This is a genomic window from Edaphobacter paludis, assembly GCF_039993895.1.
Classification (GTDB): Bacteria; Acidobacteriota; Terriglobia; order Terriglobales; family Acidobacteriaceae; genus Edaphobacter; species Edaphobacter paludis.
Genome location: NZ_CP121194.1, coordinates 451,963 through 467,488 on the forward strand (window position 1 = coordinate 451,963; position 15,526 = coordinate 467,488).

At 58.8% G+C, this 15,526-nt stretch carries 11 protein-coding genes and 1 tRNA gene; 8 read left to right on the forward strand and 4 right to left on the reverse strand.

The features are described from left to right. Positions 1 to 26 precede the first annotated feature (26 nt). Together P4G45_RS01510 and P4G45_RS01515 are read left to right on the forward strand one after the other, a co-directional pair. The gene (locus P4G45_RS01510; RefSeq protein WP_348267934.1) at positions 27 to 1,475 is read left to right on the forward strand and encodes a sodium:solute symporter family protein; all 1,449 of its coding nucleotides are present in this window, start codon (positions 27 to 29) and stop codon (positions 1,473 to 1,475) included. A gap of 97 nt (positions 1,476 to 1,572) precedes the next feature. Further along, positions 1,573 to 1,908, forward strand: a complete 336-nt coding sequence (locus P4G45_RS01515) for a hypothetical protein (protein ID WP_348267935.1) — start codon at positions 1,573 to 1,575, stop codon at positions 1,906 to 1,908. A 140-nt stretch (positions 1,909 to 2,048) separates the two neighbouring features. On the opposite strand, the gene P4G45_RS01520 is transcribed toward P4G45_RS01515, so the two are convergent. The 3 genes from P4G45_RS01520 to P4G45_RS01530 form a co-directional block, all read right to left on the reverse strand. Continuing rightward, positions 2,049 to 3,020, reverse strand: coding sequence for a 2-hydroxyacid dehydrogenase (locus tag P4G45_RS01520; protein WP_348267936.1), 972 nt, complete (start codon positions 3,018 to 3,020; stop codon positions 2,049 to 2,051). A 130-nt stretch (positions 3,021 to 3,150) separates the two neighbouring features. Further along, positions 3,151 to 4,830, reverse strand: a complete 1,680-nt coding sequence (locus tag P4G45_RS01525; protein WP_348267937.1) for an alpha-L-fucosidase — start codon at positions 4,828 to 4,830, stop codon at positions 3,151 to 3,153. Positions 4,831 to 4,884: 54 nt separating this feature from the next. Continuing rightward, the gene (locus P4G45_RS01530; protein ID WP_348267938.1) at positions 4,885 to 6,012 is read right to left on the reverse strand and encodes a hypothetical protein; all 1,128 of its coding nucleotides are present in this window, start codon (positions 6,010 to 6,012) and stop codon (positions 4,885 to 4,887) included. A gap of 386 nt (positions 6,013 to 6,398) precedes the next feature. Here P4G45_RS01530 and P4G45_RS01535 point away from each other — a divergent pair, with 386 nt between their 5' ends. Next, positions 6,399 to 9,782 (forward strand): carboxypeptidase regulatory-like domain-containing protein, encoded by a 3,384-nt coding sequence (locus tag P4G45_RS01535; RefSeq protein ID WP_348267939.1) that lies wholly within the window; start codon positions 6,399 to 6,401, stop codon positions 9,780 to 9,782. 152 nt (positions 9,783 to 9,934) lie between these two features. On the opposite strand, the gene P4G45_RS01540 is transcribed toward P4G45_RS01535, so the two are convergent. Beyond that, positions 9,935 to 10,010 (reverse strand) — tRNA-Ala (locus P4G45_RS01540). A gap of 170 nt (positions 10,011 to 10,180) precedes the next feature. Between P4G45_RS01540 and P4G45_RS01545 the strand changes: the two genes are divergently transcribed. The 5 genes from P4G45_RS01545 to lepB all read left to right on the forward strand — a co-directional run bounded on the left by P4G45_RS01545 (position 10,181) and on the right by lepB (position 15,403). Further along, on the forward strand, positions 10,181 to 10,882 hold the full coding sequence (locus tag P4G45_RS01545) for a sigma-70 family RNA polymerase sigma factor (protein ID WP_348267940.1): 702 nt from the start codon (positions 10,181 to 10,183) through the stop codon (positions 10,880 to 10,882). Then, the gene (locus tag P4G45_RS01550; RefSeq protein ID WP_348267941.1) at positions 10,879 to 11,559 is read left to right on the forward strand and encodes an anti-sigma factor; all 681 of its coding nucleotides are present in this window, start codon (positions 10,879 to 10,881) and stop codon (positions 11,557 to 11,559) included. Before P4G45_RS01545 ends, P4G45_RS01550 begins: the two co-directional genes overlap by 4 nt. 153 nt (positions 11,560 to 11,712) lie before the next feature. Further along, positions 11,713 to 13,467 (forward strand): hypothetical protein, encoded by a 1,755-nt coding sequence (locus P4G45_RS01555; RefSeq protein ID WP_348267942.1) that lies wholly within the window; start codon positions 11,713 to 11,715, stop codon positions 13,465 to 13,467. A gap of 269 nt (positions 13,468 to 13,736) precedes the next feature. Further along, positions 13,737 to 14,573 (forward strand): ribonuclease III, encoded by an 837-nt coding sequence (rnc, locus tag P4G45_RS01560; protein WP_348267943.1) that lies wholly within the window; start codon positions 13,737 to 13,739, stop codon positions 14,571 to 14,573. Further along, positions 14,570 to 15,403 (forward strand): signal peptidase I, encoded by an 834-nt coding sequence (gene lepB, locus P4G45_RS01565; RefSeq protein WP_348267944.1) that lies wholly within the window; start codon positions 14,570 to 14,572, stop codon positions 15,401 to 15,403. Before rnc ends, lepB begins: the two co-directional genes overlap by 4 nt. Positions 15,404 to 15,526: the final 123 nt, after the last annotated feature.

Consider the following 15,526-nt stretch of genomic DNA (forward strand, 5'->3'; position numbering starts at 1 on the left):
CCACAAGATAAAATCGCACAACGACCATGAATCTCTACGCCACCGTTCTGGCTTTTATCGTTCTCACTCTGCTTGTTGTCTCGCTGGCCAGCCTTCGCAACGTTAAGACCAAGGCTGATTACCTTGTCGCCGGTCGATCTCTGCCTGCGTTTGTGCTGATCTTCACCCTTCTCTGTAGTTGGATCGGTTCGGGTTCTTTGCTGGGCGGGGCGGAGAATGCCTACCGGCATGGTTTTGCCGCACTATGGCAGGCTGGGGGCGGATGGGCAGGCTTGTTGCTTATCTACTTCATCGCACCGCGCGCACGCAAGTTCGCCAAATTCACCATCCCTGACCTGCTGGAAGCACGTTATAACGAGACCGCTCGGGTACTCGGCGTTATCGCCATCCTGTTTACTTATACTGCGGTCACCAGCTATCAGTTCGTTGGCGGTGGCGACATCCTACACCTCATCTTTCCCGACTTCATTACGCCTGTCCTTGGTCAATACATCATCGCCGCGTTCGTCATCGTCTTTACCGCCATTGCGGGTATGGCGTCGGTTGCTTATATGGACGTGGCCATCGGCCTGCTCGCAACTTTCACACTGATCGTTGCCCTGCCTACGCTTACGCATCGCGCTGGTGGCTGGTCCGCTGTTCATGCTGCTCTGCCTGCCACGCATTTTCAAGTACTTGGCGATCTGAGCTTTGCGCAGGCGATGGAACTCTTTCTGCCGACCTGCCTGTTGCTGCTCGGCAACCAGTCCATGTATCAGAAATTCTTTTCGGCGAAGTCGGAAAAAGCGGCGACTCGCGCTGTGATTGGATGGATCATCGGCACGGTCATTCTTGAGACGGTGATTGTGGCGATCGCCGTCGTCGGCTCTGCGCTGTTTCCTGGCGGGGAGGTTCATGATCGTCCCCGCGAGATTCTTGCCTATTGTGGTCTTCATGGTTTTGCCGGGTCACGGGTGCTGGAGATCCTTGGATCGCTCCTGGTTGGAGCGATCTTCGCCAAAATTATATCTACGGCTAATAATTGGCTGTTCTCTCCTGCTACGAACCTTATTAATGACATCTTCCTGCGCTACATTTCGCCCCAGGCCTCCAACAAGCGAACACTGGCCGTTAGCCGCCTGATGGTGGTGTTTCTGGGACTGTGGGCGCTCTATCAATCTCTCCACGTCCAGTCAGTTCTGAAGAAATCTCTCTATGCTTATACGATCTACGCGGCGGCGCTGACTCCTGTCATTCTTGCCACCTTTTTCTGGAAACGGGCAACGGCGAGCGCCGCTGTGGCCAGTATTGCGGTTGGAACCGTGGTCACTGTCACCTGGGACACTGCCTTCATTCATACCCATATCCCGACGGCCCTTGCTCAGAGAGATGCGATTTTCCCGGCGCTTTTGGCTTCGCTCATCGCTCTTGTTGCTGTCAGCCTGCTGACGCCGCCCCCGACTTCGGCCCAGCTCCAGCCGTTTGCCGAATCCTGATTCGCGTCCAGCGAACTAATTCCCGCATTCAGATTTTCACACTAACCTTATCGACTGCGATGCATCCAACTCCCTACATCACCCAGGAGGAACACCGATGGCCCGCGCGAAAGAGCATAGCAATTCCGACGACGACTTCATCAAGGTAGGACCTGATGCAACCGCTACCTTCGATAACTCAGCCAGCAACCCAACCGAACATGCCAGCAGTGAGAATCTGAATGCCGTTGAAACCGAAGATGACGATCTCGAAGACGAAGATCTCGACGAGGACGACGATGATGAAGACGAAGACTATGAGGAAGAGGAAGACGAGGAAGAAAGTGATGACGACGTAATAGAAGGTGATGAAGAAGATGATGATGACGATGACGAAGAGGATGAGGATCTAGCGACAAGCCCCCGGGCCTCCAGTGTCTACCGTAAGGCGTAGATGCTGGTTTGCGTTGAAGGAACGCTTGTCTTCCTCAACAATAAGCTAGAGCCCCAAAGGTCCATGGATGTAGTTTTGTCACTTCATAACGAAGCGGAGGAATCGGCTGTTAGGGCGCCCGTACGCCATCGAGGACGCTGCTAATAGCCGGCACCGGTTACGACGTTTTCCAAAGGTTTACCCGCGATGTACCGCCTGACCTGCTCCGCTCCAAAGCGGAAGGCGCGGTGGATAAACTCCGGCGTCGAGCCGCCGACGTGCGGCGTGATCAGACAATTTGGTGCGAGCCATAGCGGGTGCCCGGCAGGGAGTGGCTCAGGGTCGGTGACATCGAGGGCAGCACGAATCCGGTGCTGGGTCAGTGCTTCCACCAACGCCTCGGTTGCGACCACAGGCCCTCGGGCTGCGTTTACCAGCAGAGCTCCGCGCTTCATCAGGCCAAGCTCCGGCACCCCGATCAAACCGCGTGTGTCGTCGGTCAACGGCACGATGAGAATCACAACGTCTGCTTCGGGGAGCAGCTTTCGCAAGTCAGCGACAGCGTGAACCTCGGGGATGGGACGAGCGCTTCGTGCTACGCGGACAATATTCACCCCGAATGGATAGAGCCGCGCTTCGATCGCTGCTCCGATCGAACCGTAACCGACGATCAGTACCGTCTTGCCGGCAAGGTCGTCGCCCAGAACTCGATACTGCCCGACCTGTGCTCCACCCTCATTCAGAAATCCGTCTGCCACAGATGCCTGACCCTTCCACTCCTGACGCAACTGCATGTCGCGGTAGAGCGGAAACCGCTTCAGAGAAGACAGGATCGCAGTCAAAACCCACTCCGAGGCCGAGATATCGTGTATGCCCCTGCCATCGCATAATACGACGTTTTTGGGGAGCCAAGGCGTAATCCAATCGACGCCAGCCATCATCGATTGCACTACTTTCACTCCCCGTAGATGCGAGAATGCCTCCGCGGCATCGCGTCGCTGAAAGGGAAGAATCCAGAAATCTACTTCAACAGCACTGGTTGGATTGCGGGGAATTCGTACGATTCTTGCGTCCTGCGGAAAATCGTTAAGCAACTCATCGGAGAGACTTTCATCAACGCCAACACGGACCATACAGAAATAATATGCATCTTTCGAAAGATCTGCTCAGGAATGTCTCTCGTCTTGCACTGTCTTTTGGCTCGGGGGAATGCCAGTGATTCGCACCATTTCGTAGCCACGCAATTTTATTCAGCCGTGCGATTTAATGATTAGCGACAGAGGAGCAGCGGGTATGAAGGCGGAACACGTAGGCAGTGTCGGCCGGGAGGTTGGCGGGGACGGAGGACGGCAGGGTCAGGTGGAGTCCGTCGAGCTCCTCGGAGTAGGCGATCGACAGAGATGTGCCGAGGAGATCGACGGCGCAGACAGGGGCCGCGAGGTAGGGATTTCCGCGAAACAGGGTGTGTAGCGTGAGGGTGCCTCCAGTGGGCCAACCCAGGGCGGTGGCATAGAGAATAGGACCGGTGCGAGAGTGCCCGGAGGTGGTGTAACGGATGTCGTGCGGGGTATAGACCTGAATATCACTGTTCAATTCTGTAGGGTTTTTGGGGGCTTTGGTGGGGCCTTCGCCGAATACGGTGAAGGGACGTGTGCCGTAGACGGCCTCGCCGTTGATGCGGAGCCAGTCGCCTATGCCGAGCAAGACGGTACGGGCTTCTTCGGGTATGGTGCCGTCTGATTTGGGACCGACGTTAAGGAGTAGGTTCCCATTCTTGCTAACCGTATCCATGAGTTGGTGGATGAGAGATTTGGCGGTGCGATACTCATCGTTCTCTACATATCCCCATGAATGGATGGAGACGGAAGTGTCGGTTTGCCAGGGAAGGAGGCGGAGGGTATCGAGCTTGCCGCGCTCAATGTCCAAAGTGGCGACGTTGGCGGGCATGGATTCTTCTTTGTAGGTGAGAACGGGCTGCTGGTGCCGCATCGCGGAACGATCATAGTAGTAAGCGGCGAACTGCTGCAGAGCCGGTTTGCAGGCGGGCTGACCTATCCACCAGTCGAAGTACATGAAGTCCGGGTGATACTTGTCTACGATTTCCGTAGAGCGGGCGAGCCAGTTGTCGAGCCACGCCTGATCAGGAGGAAGCCAGCGCTCCAGGTGATCTGGGTCGGGCTCTTTTCCATCGTAGGTGACGCCTTCGGGACCCGGGAGATCCATCGCGGCGGCCGGCCCATAGAGTTTGGCGGTTGCCGGAGTTTCGTCGCGGACATCGGAGGGGAAGGAACGGCCACGTCCATACCACCACCAGTGCTCGGCGGTGTGGGAAGAGACGCCGAAGCGCAGGCCTCTGGCGCGGGTCGCGGTGGCGAGTTCGCCGACGACATCGCGGTGAGGGCCCATGCGGGCGGCATTCCAGGGGGTCATGTCGGAGGCGTACATGGCGAACCCGTCGCAGTGCTCGCCGACGGGAACCACGTAGCGGGCGCCAGCGCGAACGAAGAGGTCGACCCATGCGTTAGCGTCGAAGTGCTCGGCGCGAAACATGGGAATGAAGTCCTTGTAGCCGAAGGTGGTTTGTGGACCGTAGGTGGCGATGTGGTGCTCGAACGCCTCATTGCCCGGGACGTACATGTTGCGGGAGTACCACTCGCTTCCGAACGCCGGAACGGAGTAGACGCCCCAGTGGAGGAAGATGCCAAATTTAGCGTCACGAAACCAGTTCGGGGTTCGATAGGAGGCGAGGGAGGCCCAGTTCGCCTGAAAGGGGGGCTGCGTGTGGCTGGCTGCTGGCTGGGCGGCAGTGAGGGCCCGGACTTTGGCTACTTGGCGACCGATGTTCGCGGCGGAGTTCTGCGGGGGAGGGGGTGGCGCGGAGGACTGTGCCTGGAGCGAGAGGGCGAAGACGAGGACGACGGGAAGGAACGCAGTCGATTTCACGGCGACACAATAGCAGAAGACGGGTTCGTTTGATAGCGAGAATTGAGCTAGCGGCTACCAGGGTTTTGAACGGGCCACCGCGATGCCGCGAACCTCGTTGGGATACTTGCCTGAGACCGCGCAATAGAAGTGGTAGAGAACGCCTCCGTCATAAATTACGGACGGCTTGTGGGCGAAGGTCTCGTCGATGGTGCCCGGCGCTCCGGTGTCGATGAGAATCTCCGGAACCTTGGTGAAGTGGAACGGATCGCGGCCGAGAGCGAGCATCTCACAGGCGCGACCGGGGCTTTGATAGCCGAACCCAAAGTAAAACATCGCATACTGATTGCCATTCTTGACGACATAGGGATTGGAAGCGAAGCGGCTGTCGCGGGAGTCGGGGACGGCGGGAATTTTGCCGTGGAGCGGATTGGATACAGGGTAAGTAGCGGTGCCTCGAGCCCCGTTGGTGAGGATGGGATTGAGAGGGTAACGGGTCCAATGCTTCAGGTCGGTGCTGGTGGCGACACCAGTTTGCTCGTGCCAGCCTCCGCCTTCTGATTTGGGAAGAGTGTCAGTCTTGGCGTTGTAGTAGAGGTAGTAGGTTCCGTTGTCCAGCATCAGGTCGGGACGGTACAGGCCGCCGTGCTCCCATGCTGCTCCGTCTTGTGGAGTGAGGATGGGATCGGTGAGGGTCCAGTGGAGGAGATCGGGGCTGGTGGCGAGACCTATCACTGCTGCTCCTGCTTCGTAGCCAGCGGAAGGATAGGCGTTCCATGCGCCCAGATATTGACCATTTACCTTGAGGGCTTCACCCGTGCCGTGCAGATTTTTGTCGCGGAGGATGGAACTGAGAGCGAGGTTGTATTTCGTGTATTGCGAGGCTGGGTTGCGAGGGCCTACCAGAGCGGTGCGGGTCCAGTGGAGGAGATCGGGGCTGCTGGCGAGTCCAGTCTGGTAGCCGGTGCCGTCGAACCCGATGTAGAGCATGTAGAACCGTCCGTCGGCGCGGAAGACGATGGGGTCGTCAACGGCGAGGCTATCGAATGCCTGCTTATTGCCGGCGGCTTTGAGAACAAGGTTGGGGTACTTGTACGGCGTACGGTAAGGAGCGATTGGATCTTGGGCTGCAGCTAGTGCAAAGGATGGAGTGGCGAGGGTGACAGCGGCGGTTTGGAGGAATCGGCGGCGGGTATGGGTCATCGTAGAGGCTCCGAAGTGAGGATGGCGATACCCTGCCTGGGAAGATCAATTTGATTCGACTTGGCGGAAAGAACGTTGCATAGCCGCTAGCAGGTGACGTCCGTGAGTTCGTTACCGTGGTTGATGAGGATTGTAGACGGTACGGGTTGTGTTGGATCGGCGCCAGACGCCTGGGAAAGAAGAGTCAATCTAAAGGTGGAACATTACAACCTCCCTGGGGCCGAAGACAGTGGGCTCGGTCGATGGATAAACTTGAGCGATTCTCACCAGACCTAGTTGCAGTCGCGTTCGGACGCGATCAGGCGCTTGAACGCCAGATTTGGCCAGGAACTGACACCATCACACACATAAGGTGACGGGCAGGCAAAGCATCTTCAGGAGACACCATGAGACGCGGTCGTTCATTTCCCATCCTCTTTCTCGTTGCCCTATTTATTTCCGTATCCTTTGCAGGGGCGCAGTCGAACTACGCTTCCCTCAGTGGGGTCGTGATGGACCCGCAGCATCTTGTAATACCTCACGCGAAGGTGACGGTGACGGCAGTAAAGACAGGGGCAGAGCGCGTGGTTGTGGCCAACCCGCAGGGGGTTTATGAGGCTGATGGGCTGCTGCCGGGGGCTTATCTGGTGCAGGCAGAGAGCCAGGGGTTTGCCGTGGCCCGGCGATCGCTTCAACTGGAAGTGGGCCAGCAGGCGACGTTGGATGTGGCGCTGACGGTGGGGCCGGACAGCCAGACTGTGACAGCGGTGGCCGCAGCGGAACTGCTGAAGACTGCCGACGCAAGCGTAGGCGAGGTGGTGGACCAGCGGGCGGTGGCCCAGTTGCCGCTGAACGGGCGGATGCTGGTCGACCTGATGCTGACGGTCCCGGGGGCGCATGTAAGTCATGGGGCGCAGACGGGAGACATGAATCCGCTGTACTGGCGGCCGGGGGAGCGGTCAGCGATCAGCGTAGGTGGTAACCGTCCGAACGCGAATTATTTTCTGCTCGACGGCGCAACCAATACCGATCCTACGTTTAACACGCAGAACTTCAGCGCATCGCCGGATGCGGTGCAGGAGTTTCAGGTGGAGATTGGCAGCTACTCGGCTGAGATGGGCGGGGCGGGGGGCGGACAGGTGAACATTGTGACGCGGTCGGGCGGGTCGCGGCTGCATGCGACAGCGTATGAGTTTCTGCGCAACGGAGCGATCGACGCCCACTCGTTCAACGACATGGGAGGGACGAACCACCTGGTGCAGAACAACTTTGGCGGATCGCTGAGCGGGCCGGTTCTGCCGGGGAAGAAGACGTTCTTTTTCGTGAACTATGAAGCGCTGCGGCATGTTGAGGCAGACACGATGACGATGACAGTGCCGACCCCGCAGGAGTCGGGCGGCGACTTCAGCATGAGCGGGGTGACGGTCTACGATCCAGCGACGACCGTGGCCAATCCACACTACAACCCGGCGCTTCCTGTGAGCCCGCAGAACCCACAGTTCACGCGGCAGCCGTTTCCGAACAATAAGATTCCCGCGAGCCGATTGAGCTCAGTTGCGGTGACGATGCTGACCAAATATGTGCCGCAGCCGAATCTAATGATGGGCATGACGGCTGGGATGACCATGATGGGGCAACCGACCGTGGTAGGCGCCGGTAATGACTCCAACAACTATCTGGATGTGCGGAACGAGGTTCACGACACCGACCAGGGGACGGTGCGGTTGGATCGCCAGTTCAATGCGAGCAATACCGGGTTTGCGCGGTACAGCGCTGGCGGAGAACATGGATTCATGCCGGAGAACATGCCGGGGTTCGGGTATGTGCACGACAATCTCTCGCAGCAGGGAATGGGATCGTATAGCCACATCTTTACGCCGTCGCTGCTGAACGTGGCGACTGTTGCGGTGTCGCGGCTGAGCATGAACCATACAACCGAGAGCGCGAACAAGAACGACATTACGGGCGAGCTGGGAATTGCCGGGGTCGGGTTTGGTGGGCCCGCGGCGTGGGGAGCGCCGTACTTCGCGGTGCAGGGATATTCGCCCATCGGCGACAGCTTTTCGGCGACGCCGATGCACTCGTGGGACACGCTCGTGGAGGGACGCGACACGCTGACATGGCTTCTCGGACGGCACAGCCTGAAGTTTGGCGGGGTCTACCAGCGGTTCATCTGGCCGATGTGGGGCTTCTTTCAGAATCGCGGGTACTACCAGTTCACGAATGGCTTTACGACGGATATTGGAGCAAACGATGGCACCGGATCGGCGCTGGCGAGTTTTCTGCTGGGACTGCCCGCGGTTCGTCAACGGCAGGCGGGAATTCCGCAGATGAATCTGAGCCAGTGGTACGCCGATGGATATGTGCAGGACACCTTCCGATTGACGACGAGCACGGTTCTCGACTACGGCGTCCGTTATGAGTACATGACCGCGCTGATCGATCGGAGATACACCAACAGCAACCTGACCTTCGCCCCCAATGGAACGCCCAGTGTGTTTATTGGTGGACAGAATGGAATGCCGAAGGGGCTGATGTATCCCAATCGGACGGACTTCGCGCCGCGGCTTGGGATCTCGCAGAGTATTCCCGGCCGGGGACTGGTTCTTCATGCGGCGTATGGAATCTTCTATACGCCGGTGGACATGAACACGTGGTGCAATCAGCGGCATAATGTGCCCTACACCTTCCCGGAGACGAACCAGAGCGACAACTTTACTCCCTCAATCAACGGCTTCAATTTTGCCCCGGCGGTGCTGGGAAAGACCGTAGTCAGCTTTACCGCGATGGAGACGCATCCGTCCCCGCAGTACATCCAGCAGTGGAGCGCGTCGGCGGAGCAGAGCCTGGGCACGAGCACAATGATTGAGATCGGCTATCTCGGTTCGGAGGGATTGCATCTGCAGCGTTCGCATCTGATCAATAACGCGCTGCCGGGACCGGGGGCGATTCAGCCGCGGCGGCCCTTCAAGCAGATCAGCTTCGTTCCAAATTCGGTGATGCCGTCAAACGTTACAGTAGCGAGTACGACCTTTGGCGTGAGCACGATCAACCTGCTCGAAAATTCAGCGCAGAGCTGGTATGACGCGGGCTATGTGAATGTGCGACGGCGGGCAGCGAAGGGGCTGAGTTTCCTGGCGAACTATACGTGGTCGAAGAGCTTGTCAAATGCTCCGGATTTCCGCTCTCCGATGTTCGAGGCGGCGATTCCACAGAACAATAACGATCTGGCGGCAGAGAAGGGACCCGCGTGCGATGTAAGGAATCGCCTTGCTCTCAGCGCGGTCTATGACGTCCCAACATGGGAACGCAGCCGGTTGACGCGCACATTGACATCGGACTGGCGCACTTCGACGATCTTTCAGGCGCAGAGCGGATTTCCGCTGACGATCTCTGTGTTTGGTGACACCGCGAATGCGGGAACGGCGCTCGGAGAGAATCCCATACGGGCCAATGTTACTGGCACGCCGGTCTTTGGGCCGGGGACGAGAAATGCGACGCACTGGTTCAATCCAGCGGCTTTTGCGGCTCCGACTGCTTATACCTTCGGGAATGTGGGGCGTAACTCCGTCGTTGGGCCGGGTCTGGAGACGATGGATTTGAGCGTGGTGCGAAGCTTCGCGCTGCTAGAGTCAATGCGGCTGGAAACCAGGGGCGAGTTCTTCAACACGTTGAACCATACGAACCTGGGGACTCCGAATCGGTTCGTGAATACGGCCGGATTTGGATCAATCACCGAGGTGACGACGCCGGGGCGAGAGATTCAACTGAGTGCACGAATTTCGTTCTGACGGTGGCCGCCGACGGGTTCAGGGCCGTGCCGGTCTGTCCTGGTCCCGTCGGCCAAGCCGGAGGCGCAAAGCCGTCTGGATCGCTCAAGGAATGTCGGAGAAAGTGCTGCGAATCGCGTCTTTCTGCGAATCCGCTAAGTTGTTGGGTTTGTTGGTGGACCTGATCGGGATCGAACCGATGACCTCTTCCATGCCATGGAAGCGCGCTCCCAGCTGCGCCACAGGCCCACTCTCAGGAAGGACTCTCTCTATTCTGGAGGACTCGGCGACATTCGTCAACGTCTCCGGGAACTTATCCTCTATCTATTGGTGTCTAAACATATAGAGTCAGCACTTACTTACTCGATTTGTAATTTGCCAGTCGTTTCGCAAAAGTCGTACTGTAGAGGACACCCGATATGCAGGCGGGCATCGTGATGGGACATTTAGCGAGCGTAATAGGCGTCAGCACTGAAGATGCTGCCCTTGTAGCCGACCTCAAAGCCGGCTCCGAGGACGCGTTCGCCATTCTCATCGCCCAGTACCATCAGCCTCTTTATTCGCTAATCGCGCGCAGCATCAACGACCCGGCCGACGCCGCCGACATTACGCAGGAAGTCTTTATCAAGGTCTTCCGCAGCATTCGCGGCTTCCATGGGGATGCGAGCCTCCGCACCTGGCTCTATCGCATCGCCTTGCACGAGGCCTCCAATCAGCGACGCTGGTGGTCGCGGCATAAAAAACAGGAAGTGACGATCGACTCGCCGTACGACGAGGAAGAAGCTGGTGGCAGCGGCGTCTGCCTCAGCGCCACGCTGGCCGACGACGGCAATTCTCCCTTCGATAATGTAGCTCAAAACGAAGTCCGCGAGCGCGTCGAAGCCGCTCTGCGGCAGATACCCGAGGCTTTCCGCACGGTTGTGGTCCTGCGCGAGATCGAAGGCTTTGCTTACGAAGAGATCGCCGAAATCCTCAACGTCAATCTGGGCACAGTAAAGTCGCGGCTCACCCGTGGCCGTTCAGCCCTGCGCGCTCTGATCATCGCGGAGCAGGCTCCTTCACTAAATAATTCTGCGACTTCCTTTGCCAGGCACTCATCCGAAGAGATGGTGACGCAATGACCTCAAGCTGCGACAGTATTCGGCTCTCGTTCTCGCCCTATCTTGACGGCGCGATCTCCGGCCGTCAGATGCAGGAGATCGCCCGTCACCTCGAGTCCTGCGGCGACTGCAAGCGTGAATTCGACGGACTACGCTCTATGCAGCAGACGCTGGCTATCCTTGGCCCTGCCAAGGCTCCTGCTGACCTCGGCATGAAGCTCCGCCTCGCCATCTCGCACGAACGCGCAGCGATGAAATCGAGTTGGAAGGACGCCTTCAGCCTCAAGTGGGAGAATACCGTTCGACCGCTGCTCGTGCAGGTCTCGGCCGGTTTCGCCGGATCTGTCGTGCTCGTCGGAGGCATTATGCTTCTGCTGGGCATGGTCGCCGCCCCGGAGCCAGTCATGGCGAACGACGAGCCCCTTGGCGCCATCACCGTTCCTCACTACCTGTATACGGCGGTAAATCCACACGCCATTACCACCAACCACGGCGCGCCTATCGTTGTTGAGGCTTATGTCAACGATCAGGGCCGCGTCTATGACTACAACATCGTGTCCGGCCCGGTGGATGCAGGGGTCAAAAATCAGGTGATCGATCAGCTTGTGATGAGCGTCTTCCAGCCGGCCAGCGTCTTTGGCTCTCCGGTTCGGGGCATGGTTGTGCTCACCTTCTCCGGTGTATCCGTCCGCGGATAGCCACCGCCAATCCCTCAACGAAGCCATATCCCGGCGCAAGGGTTGCAACCAGCCTGTTGCTCCCCTAAACTCCATGGGAGCGTCGAATTTATCGTGTCTTTTCTAATCACACCCTTTTTCTCCCCATCCTCGTCCCGGCAACCAGCTTCGTGGTTGAAGTTCCTGAGAGCCGCTGCCATCGTTGGCGTCAGCTTTGCTATGGTTACCGCAGCGCGGGCGCAATCCTCCTCCAGCAGCAGTAGCAGCACACCGGACCACGCCGCGCAGGAGTCTACCAGCGCTCCTCCCCGCATCGCCCAGCCCGAGGCTGGTGGCGCCGCCGTCACCCTTGAGACCAGCGAACCGCTCTTCGACATCGCCGTCGGGCTCAACGCCTGCGGCTATGATGCCGACCTCGCGGCCTCCAGTCCGGTTCGCCTGGCCATCCGCGACGAGATCAACGCCGAACTCAGCACCTCAGCCGACGCCCGGAACAGCCGCGACGCTCTCTGCACCTATGTTCGCGAGCACACACTCAACGACAGTGGACTTAACCTGGCGCAGTACATCTCGCTTTCGCTCTACCTCTCTCCGCCGCCGGAACTCACTCCCACCGTCGATCAGACGCAGCTTCCTCCCGACTCCACTCAGGTCGTCAATGTATTGCCCCTGCTGCGGAAGTTCGTCACCGACGTTCATCTCCATGCCATCTGGATCGAGCATCGTCCTCAGTACGAAGCTCTGCTCAAGATCGTCCACGATCCGCTCACCCGCATGGTGCTCAACACGGACATCTATCTCCACGTTCCCGTCAGCAGCTACGATGGCCGTCGCTTCCTCGTTCTGCTGGAGCCCATGCTAGCGCCTTCGGCGACGAATGCGCGCATCTACGGCAGCGACTACATTGTCGTCGCGTCCCCCGCCGCTGAGCCTCTCGGCGCCGTCCACATGGACGAGATCCGCCACACCTATCTTCATTACGAGATCGAGCCTCTGGTCTACTCCCACGGGACCGCCATCAAGCGCCTCATTCCGCTCCTGAAGTCGGTGCAGGATGCTCCGCTCGACTTCGCCTACAAGTCCGACATCTCGGCCCTGTTGACCGAGTGCCTTATCAAGGCCGTCGAAATTCATACCATGGACACGGGCATCGTCAAACCTACACGTCCCGAGGCCAACGCTCCCCGCGCCGCCTTCGGAAGGTACAGCGATGCCATGGGCGTCTACGATCGCCACGCCGAGACCGTCCGCCGTCAACAGGTCGATCTCGCCATGCGTCAGGGATGGGTTCTCGTCGATTATTTCTACGGAAAACTCGGCCAGATGGAAAAGGACGGCGTGGGCCTTAAGGATGACATCGGAGAGATGGTCTACGGCATGGATGTCGATCGTGAGGCACACCACGACAAGCAGATTGAGTTTCTGGCGCAGGGGACGCATGATGTAGTCACCCGCACGTCTCGGCAGCTCACCGGCTTGGAACTGGCCGAGATGAAGCTCCTCAAGGGCGATGTGGACGGAGCCTCTGCCATCGCAAAGTCCGTCCTTAAGGACCCTCAGGGCGACCATGCTCAGGCCCACTATGTTCTCGCTCGCGTCGATCTTATGCAGCGCCAGCCCGGCGCGGCGATCAGCGATTTTCAGGAGACCCTGAAGCTGTCAAAAGATCCGCGCACCCTGGCCTGGTCTCACATCTATCTGGGCCGTCTCTATGACGTGATGCCCGACCGCGAAAAGGCCTTGGCCGAGTACCACGCCGCCCTCACCGTTCGCGATAGCCAGCCCGACACCAAGATCGCCGCCGAAAGTGGCCTCAAGCAGCCTTTTGCTGCTCCCGGCCAGCAACATCAGGAACCGGACGAAGACGCCCCACTCGATCCAAGCGGAAAAGCGGAAAAAGACTCTTACCGCCCCCCACCCACCAAGTAATAACTAAAGCCGACGCCAGGAACCGGCACTTCAGTTTTTGGGTGCCCCGTCCTTCGCAGCCTCACCGCGAAGGGTGGGAGTAACCTCTCACCCCGTCAGCTCTTGCAGTCCCGCATCTAACCTCATGTAATTCTAAGTTCCTTCATCTCAATCATTTCAACCTTTGGCCACTACTTTGGGCGTACACTCTTCCAACCTCTAGCTACTGTTGAAATTAGTAGGCATCCACTAACTCCAGTACAGTAAAGACAGGGGTTTGCAGGGAAGACATGACGACGCGCCGCAAAAAGACTGCACGGACACCCTCGGTTCAAGTGGCGTCGAACCTGTTCGACCATCACTTCAAGCAACCCGATCTGCTCATCTGGGCCCTTACCCATCGTTCGCTCGCCTACGAGACCAATCCAGAGACCTCGCCCGATCCCAGCTCCGACAACGAGCAGCTTGAGTTCCTCGGCGACGCTATTCTCGGCCTAGCCGTGGCCGAATCTCTCTTCCGCCGCTTTCCCCGCTCACGTGAGGGCGAGCTTACACGACTCCGCGCTTCCCTCGTCAGCCGCCGCCATCTCGGCGAAGTGGCCACCCGCATCGACCTCGGCGACCTTCTTAGGCTGGGCCGCGGCGAAGAGCAGAGCGGCGGTCGCCAGAAGTCTGCCCTCCTCGCCAACGCCATTGAAGCGGTCATTGCTGCTCTTTATCTCGACGGTGGTCTCGATGCCGCCCGCGCCTTCATCGAAAAGCACATCATCGAGCCAGCGCTGCCCGACCTCAACCTAGCGCTCAAGGCCGGTGACACTTTCAGCGGAGCCATTGGCGACCACAAATCCGCACTGCAGGAGTACCTGCAGGCCATGGGGGCAGGTCAGCCCCAGTACGTCCTCACCGCGCAGAGCGGTCCCGATCACCAAAAGCGCTTTCGCGTTGAAGTCCGCATCGAAGATAATGAGGGTACCTCGGTCGCGCTTGCCGAGTCAGAAGGCACTACCAAGAAACAGGCGCAACAAGAGGCCGCCCGCATCGCCTTTGAACGACTCCTCTCCGAAAAGCGCTCCAGCGCAGACGGCATCGGGAGAGCAGAAAAGGATGGCGCCGAGGTACAGAAGTGACTGAATCAGCCATCGATTCGAACCCGCTGCACGGCGCGGACGCTCCCCTCTCCCCCGCACCCCACTCACACCATTTACATCTCCCTCACCATGCCAACGAGGGCATCCTGCCCTCGATTCAGTCGCTGCTTGCCATCATGGTGATCGCAATCTTCATCATCACCTTCTGCATTCAGCCCTTCCGCATCCCCTCCGGCTCCATGGAGCCCTCGCTTCTGGTCGGCGACTTCCTTCTCGTCAACAAGCAGATCACCACTCCCGGTGTCTCAGACTGGCTCTTTCCCACGCCGCGCATTCACCGGGGGGAGATTGTTGTCTTCCACTATCCCATCAACCCCACCATGCATCTGGTTAAGCGGGTCATCGGCCTCCCCGGTGATCGCATCAAGCTCCGCGACGGCCGCGTCTACATTAACGGCCAAGCCCTCTCCGAGCCTTACGCGATGTACCTCCCCAGCGCCCCCGATGGCTACCGCGACAACTTTCCCCGCCTGCAAAGCGCCGACCCTGCCGTCGATTCGCGCTGGTGGATCAAGATGCACAGACTTATTGACGACGGCGAACTTACGATCCCGTCCGGCGACTACTTCGTCCTTGGCGATAACCGCAACGACAGCGAAGACAGCCGCTACTGGGGCTTCGTCCCCCGCGCGGCCATCGTCGGTGAACCCATCCTCATCTACTTCTCGCTACAGCAACACTCATTCAGCCAGGAGCTAGCCTTCGCCCCACTCTCCAACGCAGCGGTACTTCACCGCCATCGCACCAGCGCCGTCGACGCGCTCGCCGACTTCGCACGTTGGGGCCGAACGCTGCAGATAGTCAAATAGCCAATCAGTCTTTCTCAAAAGCCTGTCCGGAAACTATAAACACGTCATCTCAGCCGAAGCAGCGGACAGCCCCGTATTTCGCCTTCGCTGGGCGAAGGAACCTATCTCATTGGTGAAAAGGAT

Coding starts and splice junctions, on each gene's coding strand:
- P4G45_RS01515 (WP_348267935.1), top strand. CDS start 1,573: ATGGCCCGCGCGAAAGAGCATAGCAATTCCGACGACGACTTCATCAAG.
- P4G45_RS01510 (WP_348267934.1), top strand. CDS start 27: ATGAATCTCTACGCCACCGTTCTGGCTTTTATCGTTCTCACTCTGCTT.
- P4G45_RS01520 (WP_348267936.1), bottom strand. CDS start 3,020: ATGGTCCGTGTTGGCGTTGATGAAAGTCTCTCCGATGAGTTGCTTAAC.
- P4G45_RS01545 (WP_348267940.1), top strand. CDS start 10,181: ATGCAGGCGGGCATCGTGATGGGACATTTAGCGAGCGTAATAGGCGTC.
- P4G45_RS01550 (WP_348267941.1), top strand. CDS start 10,879: ATGACCTCAAGCTGCGACAGTATTCGGCTCTCGTTCTCGCCCTATCTT.
- P4G45_RS01530 (WP_348267938.1), bottom strand. CDS start 6,012: ATGACCCATACCCGCCGCCGATTCCTCCAAACCGCCGCTGTCACCCTC.
- rnc (WP_348267943.1), top strand. CDS start 13,737: ATGACGACGCGCCGCAAAAAGACTGCACGGACACCCTCGGTTCAAGTG.
- P4G45_RS01535 (WP_348267939.1), top strand. CDS start 6,399: ATGAGACGCGGTCGTTCATTTCCCATCCTCTTTCTCGTTGCCCTATTT.